Annotated in this window: 5 protein-coding genes and 1 pseudogene; 4 read left to right on the top strand and 2 right to left on the bottom strand. The window is 69.8% G+C overall.

Translation table 11 applies throughout. The features are described 5' to 3' along the window. Positions 1–162: pseudogene (locus P3W75_RS29785) on the bottom strand (2-aminoethylphosphonate--pyruvate transaminase); the annotation flags it as partial. Positions 163–301: 139 nt separating this feature from the next. On the opposite strand from P3W75_RS29785, the gene P3W75_RS29780 reads away from it, so the two are divergent. Beyond that, a complete protein-coding gene (locus tag P3W75_RS29780; RefSeq protein WP_276230923.1) occupies positions 302–1,156 on the top strand; it encodes a LysR substrate-binding domain-containing protein in 855 nt (284 codons plus the stop codon). An 84-nt stretch (positions 1,157–1,240) separates the two neighbouring features. Here P3W75_RS29780 and P3W75_RS29775 read toward each other — a convergent pair whose 3' ends face one another. Further along, positions 1,241–2,128 carry a LysR substrate-binding domain-containing protein gene (locus tag P3W75_RS29775; RefSeq protein WP_276230922.1) on the bottom strand — a complete coding sequence of 296 codons (888 nt, stop codon included), beginning with the start codon at positions 2,126–2,128 and terminating at the stop codon, positions 1,241–1,243. A gap of 274 nt (positions 2,129–2,402) precedes the next feature. Here P3W75_RS29775 and P3W75_RS29770 point away from each other — a divergent pair, with 274 nt between their 5' ends. From P3W75_RS29770 to P3W75_RS29760, 3 genes are all read left to right on the top strand, one after another. Continuing rightward, positions 2,403–3,746: an MFS transporter gene (locus P3W75_RS29770; RefSeq protein WP_276230921.1), complete on the top strand. Its 1,344-nt coding sequence runs from the start codon at positions 2,403–2,405 to the stop codon at positions 3,744–3,746. Positions 3,747–3,918: 172 nt separating this feature from the next. Beyond that, the gene (locus P3W75_RS29765; protein WP_276230920.1) at positions 3,919–4,440 is read left to right on the top strand and encodes an RNA polymerase sigma factor; all 522 of its coding nucleotides are present in this window, start codon (positions 3,919–3,921) and stop codon (positions 4,438–4,440) included. A 61-nt stretch (positions 4,441–4,501) separates the two neighbouring features. Beyond that, positions 4,502–4,796, top strand: a 295-nt coding sequence (locus P3W75_RS29760) for a FecR/PupR family sigma factor regulator (protein WP_276230919.1), incomplete at its 3' end; no start/stop codon positions are given.

Genomic DNA, 4,796 nt, shown 5'->3' with positions numbered 1-4,796 from the left:
GCCATGTATGATGGCCAGCAGGCGGGAGCAGACTTCGGCGGTCAGGGCGTTGAAATCGTTGTCCCAGGAGCCCCAGTCGACCAGCATCGCGCGGCGGGTGCGCGGCGAGGTGGTCAGGGGGCCGGGGGTCAGAAGGATGGGCGCGCGCTCGGCAGTGCTCATGCTCGGTTCCTCTTCATGGGAAAACCTGTGCTGGAAGGGTTGCGGCCCGCGCGGCGGGCCTGGGGTATACGTTGCCAAGCGCGCCGTTATCGCTCAAATTGTTTGTCATGATCCCAGGCATAAGTCGGACCTATACCCCATGAACCTGTTCCAGCTCCGCGCCTTCGACGCCGTCGCCCGCGAAGGCAGCTTCACCCGCGCCGCCGAGCGCCTGTTCATCAGCCAGCCGGCGGTGACCGGGCACGTCAAATCCCTGGAGGAGCACTACCAGGTCAACCTGTTCCGGCGTACCGCCCGCGCCGTCGAGCTGACCGAGGAAGGCCGGCGCCTGGCCGCCATCAGCCGCACCCTGTTCGCCCTGGAGGAAGAAGCCGAGACCCTGCTCGACGCCAACCGCAAGCTGCTCAGCGGGCGCATCGAGGTGGCCGCCGACGGCCCGCACCTGGTGATGCCGATGCTCGCCCGCCTGCGCGCGCGCTACCCGGGCATCACCGTCAACCTGCGCCTGGGCAACGCCCAGGAGACGCTCAACGCGTTGCTCAGCGAACACGTCGACATCGCCGTGGTCACCGAAGTGGACGAGCGCCCCGGCCTGCACCTGCGCGAGCTGGTGGAGTCGCACCTGTGCGCCCTGCTGCCGGCGAGCCATCCCTGGTGCGCGCGCGGCGAAGGCGTGCCGCTGGAGGAGCTGGACCAGCAGATCATGGTGCTGCGCGAGCCGGACTCGATCACCCGCCGCACCTTCGACGGCGCCTGCGCCAAGCAGCGCGTGCAGCCACGGGTGCTGCTGGAGCTGGACAGCCGCGAGGCGGTGACCGAGGCGGTGGCGGCGGAGCTGGGCATCGGCATCGTCTCCTCCCTGGAAGTCGGCCGCGACCCGCGCGTGCGCGCCGTGCCGCTGATCGGCGAAGGCCTGCTGAACCGCCACTCCATCGGCTGCCTGGAACGCCGCCGCGGCCTGCGGGTGGTCAGCGCCTTCATGGAATTGGCGTAGGAGCGGACTCCGTCCGCGATGGCCCTAGCCGCGCGCGCGAATCGCGGGCATGGCCAGCGCCTACGATCGTTCATGGCAGCGGGGTCAGGCCGGGGGTTCGGCGCCGAGGTCTTCGCGCACCAGTTCCAGGAAGGTAGCCACCATCCGCCGGTTGCCCTGTTCGCGCAGGCACACCAGGGTCTCGCTCATGCGCCAGTCGCAGTCGACTATCGGCAGCGCATGCACCCGGCTGTCGGCACCGAATTCGGCGGCGGAGACCACGCCCACGCCGATTCCCGCCACCACCGCTTCGCGCGAGGCTTCGCGGCCTTCCACCTCGATCGCCGGGCGGATGCGCAGGCCGGCGCGGTGCATTTCCGCCTCCAGGGTCTGGCGCGTCACCGAGCCCTGCTCGCGCAGTACCAGAGGGGCGTCGTCGAGGTCGGCCAGGTGGATCGACCGGCGCTGCGCCCAGGGGTGGTTGCGCGCCACGAAGACCACGATCGGGTCGCTGCGCAGGGTCACCGCGAGCAGCCTTTCGTCGCTCGGCGGGCGCCCCAGCAGCGCCAGGTCGGCCTGGTAGTCGAACAGCCGTTGCAGGCATTCGTCGGTGTTGCCGGTCTCGATGCGCACGCGGATGCCCGGGTACAGCTGGCAGAAGCGCGCCACCTGGGGCAGCACGTGGACCGGGGCGTCCACCGCCAGGGTCAGGCTGCCGGTCTGCAGGCTGCTGGAGGCCTCCAGCAATTCCTGGGCCTCGGCCTCGATGACGAACAGGCGCTGGGTCACCGCCAGCAGGCGCTCGCCCAGTTCGGTCAGGCGCACCGAGCGCTTGTTGCGGTGGAACAGCAGCACGCCGTAGCGCTCTTCCAGCTTGCGCACCTGGTCGGACACCGCCGGCTGGGTGAGGAACAGGCGTTCGGCGGCGCGGGTGAAGCTGCCGTGCACGGCCACCGCGTGGAAGGCCTTCAGCTGCGAGTGGGAGACCTGCATGGGGGCTGACCTGTGACTTCGGAAGCTTCGCACTATTCCATCGGCCGCCGCCGACATACAAGCCAAACTTATTTTTAAAATCTGATAAATCGATTTCATTTATTTATGTGGAATTGCTTCCATCTGTTTCGCCGCGCCGGGCATGCTCCCGCCGCTGCCCTCCTCACCTCTCCCTGACCCCGTGCCGCGGGACGGCACGAGCTGCACAGCCATAACAACAAGAAGCATCGAACGACTGACTGCCGGCACATACCCATAACAACGAGGTCAGAGCATGTCCCATACCCCCGGCACGACCGCCAGCCCGCAGCGCTGGCGTATGCAGATATTCGCGATCACCTGGCTGGCCTACGCGGCCTTCTACTTCACCCGCAAGGCCTTCGCCGTGGCCAAGCTCGGCATCGCCGACGACCCCGGCTTCGCGCTGGACAAGGCCGCCATGGCCGACCTCGACGCCATCTACCTCGCCGCCTACGCCGTCGGCCAGTTCACCTGGGGCGTCTTCGCCGACCGTTATGGCCCGCGCGTGGTGGTGTTCGGCGGCCTGGCCATCTCCGCCATCGTCGCCGTGGTCATGGGCAGCTTCGCCACCCTGCCGGTGTTCGCCACCTGCATGGTGATCCAGGGCCTGGCGCAGTCCACCGGCTGGTCCGGGCTGTGCAAGAACATCGGCAGCTTCTTCGCCCAGCACGAGCGCGGCCGCGTGCTCGGCCTGTGGAGCACCTGCTACGCCTTCGGCGGCCTGGTCGCCTCGCCGTTCGCCGGCTGGTGGGCCTACAGCGTGTTCGGCACCTGGCACGCGGCCTTCTATTCCACCGCCGCGGTGGTCGGCGGCGTCGCCCTGCTGTTCCTCCTGCTGCAGCGCAACCGCCCCGAGGACGTCGGCCTGCCGCCGCTGGAGGGGGTTGGCGGCGAACCGGAAGCGGTGCGCTACGCCGGCTTCCGTCCCGAGGGGCGGAACCCCGACTCGGTGCGCACCCTGGCGCTGGTGCTGCGCAACCGCACGGTGCTCACCCTCGGCCTGGCCTACTTCCTGCTGAAACCCGCGCGCTACGCCATCCTGCTGTGGGGCCCGGTGATCGTCTACGAACGCATGCCCGGCCTGGGCAAGGTCGGCGCCTCGATCCTGCCCACCGCCTTCGAGGTCGCCGGCCTGCTCGGCCCGATCCTCATCGGCCTGGCCTCGGACAAGCTGTTCGGCGCGCGGCGCATGCCCGCCTGCGTGTTCAGCCTGCTCGGCCTGACCCTGTGCCTGGCGCTGTTCGTCCCGGCCATGCAGACCGGCAGCGCGGCGTTGGTGTTCGCCCTGCTGTTCATGATGGGCCTGACCCTGTACGGGCCGGACTCGATGATCAGCGGCGCCGCCGCCATCGACTTCGGCACCGACAAGGCCGCCGCCACCGCCGCCGGCTTCGTCAACGGCTGCGGCTCGGTCGGCGCCATCCTCGGCGGCCTGCTGCCGGGCTACTTCGACACCTACAGCGTGTTCATCGGCTTCACCGTCACCGCTTTGATCGCCGCCGGGGTGCTGCTGCCCTTCTGGAACAGCCGCCCGCAAGGCAGCCTGCGCAGCGAGCCGGCGCCCACGGCGCTGCGGGCCAAGCCGCTGCGCTCCTGACCTCCCGGCGCAGGGACGCGCCTGCCAGGGTTCGCCCCCACCTGCCGGCTGGGGGCTCGGGCGGGGCCGCCGCAAAGCGGCCCCGCTCTTTTTTCCGGCGCCCCGGCTTGTGCCGGACACCCCATGCGAACAATAATGATTCTCATACGAAAATTGTTTGCATGGACCTCGCGTGAGCCTCTCCCACCTCGACAGCGTGTTCCTCGCCCAACGCACGCCGCTGCTGCGCACCCTGGCGAGAATGGTGAAGAACCCCAGCATCGCCGAAGAACTGGTCCAGGAGACCTACCTGCGGGTCGCCCGCACCCTGCGCGAACGCCCGGTGGAGCACCTGGAGCCGTTCCTCTTCCAGACCGGCCGCAACCTCGCCCTGGACCACCTGCGCCACCTGCGCATGCAGGCACGCACCCTGCTCGACGACGTGCCCGACGACGTGCTGCAGGCGGTGCCCTCCAGCCAGCCCTCGGCCGAGGACGGCCTGCACGCCGAGCAACTGCTGGAGCGCCTCGGCTCTGCCCTGGAACGCCTGACCCCGCGCCAGCAACGGATCTTCGTGCTGAGCCGGCTGCACGGCTGCGGCTACGCGGAAATCGCCGAGCAGCTGGAGGTCTCGGCGAGCACGGTGCAGAAGGAGCTGAAGCTGATCATGGCGATCTGCATCGACGTGCTCGGCCGCCTGGAAGCGCCGGCATGACGGGCTACCCATCGGCCGGCGCAGGCACCACAATAGGCGCCCCCGCCGCGAGGAGCGCCGCGTGACCGCCCCCGAATCCCGCCCGAGCAACGCCATGGACCCGCACCTGGCCGAAGCGCTGGACTGGCTGATCCAGCTCGACGACGCCGATGCCGCTACCCGTGCGCGCTTCGACGCCTGGCTGGCCGCGAGCCCGGAAAACGCCCGCGCGTTCCGCCACGCCAGTACCCTGTGGGATTCGCCGCTGCTCAGCGTCGCCGCCGTGGGCCTGGAAAAGCACGCCGAGCGGGCCGCCACGCGCCAGCGGCGGCGGCGCTGGCGGGGCTTCGCCGCGGCGGCCGGGCTGTTGCTGGCCA

Source organism: Pseudomonas citronellolis (assembly GCF_029335315.1).
Classification (GTDB): domain Bacteria; phylum Pseudomonadota; class Gammaproteobacteria; order Pseudomonadales; family Pseudomonadaceae; genus Pseudomonas; species Pseudomonas citronellolis_A.
This window is presented reverse-complemented; position numbering and strand designations above follow the sequence as displayed.